This is a genomic window from uncultured Ruegeria sp., from assembly GCF_947504215.1.
Classification (GTDB): Bacteria; Pseudomonadota; Alphaproteobacteria; order Rhodobacterales; family Rhodobacteraceae; genus Ruegeria.
On the sequence record NZ_CANNGO010000033.1, the window covers coordinates 1 to 1,467 of the forward strand.

The window sequence follows — 1,467 nt, forward strand, 5'->3', positions numbered from 1 at the left end:
GCCGTTGACCACCCAGTGTTGATGCTGCGGCGCGGCCCGTCAGATCGGTCATCCGCTGCAGCGGCGAGATAGGAGGCCTGTCAAACTCACAGATTGCGGGACCAAACTGACTTCAGACGACCAGCATCCGAGGTCCGGATTGAAGTAAGCACGTGACTTCGCGATATTCTAAGTCGGGCACAGATGTCTGACGTATCGCGCAAACGGAGACTCGATACTCAATCCCCAGCTAGGAAATCGCCTTGATTGCTTCTTCGTAAGCCAGAACTGCTTTTTCAGACTCAGCTTCCAGGACATCCATTTCCGCGCAGAAATGCACGACATCATCAAGGCTAGGCACCTCTACGCTGTCCAGAGCTTCAACGGTTGGTTGAAGTGCCGCCCAATGACCCTGAACTTGCGTCAGCGCGTTGTGCGCAGCCTTACTCGGAGGTTTGGCCATTGTAATATATTCATTGCCGCCGCCTATGAGTGCATCGACGATGTTGCCAAATTTTGCGGCGTTTTTCTTGAATTTCTCGTGGTGTTCTTGTGCTTCGTTGCCGGTCGCCGCGAGCGCAATTTCTTTACAGACCTTCTGGGTAATCATCCGTTGACGGCCCGCAAAGTCCAAGGCCAGGGCCAGCGACGCATCTATATCGACTTCTCCGTAAGCCTGTTCCAATCTACGAACGACGACTTGGCAGGCCTCTTCAAGCACTTCGTCATTGCCCACAATCATGTTCAGATGCGCATCATCTACTGACCTGGCAGCAATGATTTCCTCAACTGCGGTCCGGTAGGGTGCCCAGAGATTTGCGACGTCTTTGAGCGCAGTGTTGACCGCGTAAAATCTTTCACGGTCGACGCCCGAAGACCCCTTACCCTCTTTGAAACCAAGCAGGATGTCGTCGAATTCGTCATGCGCTTCCTGAAGCTCCTTCAGGTCCCTTTCGACCTCTGCATTCATGCTCAGAAGAACGGCAGCTTTAGCGGCCTTTTCGGTTAGGAAACTCAGTTTGCCAGCGGCCAGAATCCGATGTGTAACCTGCCCCGGAGCCATGGCAAGTGCGTAGCCACCAACCGGCATGAAGGCCGTCATAGCGAGTCCAGATGCTCCAGTGACGAAAAAACGACGACTAATTTTCATTGCTGACATCCTTACCTTCGTTACGTGTAACCAACCATTTTGGATTCAAGGCAAAGTAAGTGGCCCATTGTGGTACGCCGAAGATGAAAATGTGGTGAATTTTGGACGTGTGAAGTGTCAATTCGATCCCTAGCCAATTTGGTCGCGCGCGAAACGAAATGGGCTCACGGCGGACCTCGGAGGCAGAGCAGCATCGGGACCTGCCTAAGCCCTATTGATACCAAGGACAGCCCGAAGGAGACATTCATCGTAAGTGCCGCCGCCGCAATGCGGCTTCACCAAACCGGCCTTTCGCTGCGCTCGCAAGATCGTTCGCCATGCTAATTCACAGATTGCGG

1 protein-coding gene is annotated in these 1,467 nt (G+C 53.4%); it reads right to left on the reverse strand.

All coding sequences use genetic code 11. The features are described 5' to 3' along the window. Positions 1-229 precede the first annotated feature (229 nt). Positions 230-1,129: a type IV pili methyl-accepting chemotaxis transducer N-terminal domain-containing protein gene (locus Q1B21_RS22275; protein ID WP_299893259.1), complete on the reverse strand. Its 900-nt coding sequence runs from the start codon at positions 1,127-1,129 to the stop codon at positions 230-232. Positions 1,130-1,467 lie beyond the last annotated feature (338 nt).

Bases quoted from the DNA above. Each gene is read 5' to 3' on its own strand.
- Q1B21_RS22275 (WP_299893259.1), bottom strand. From the start codon at position 1,129: ATGAAAATTAGTCGTCGTTTTTTCGTCACTGGAGCATCTGGACTCGCT.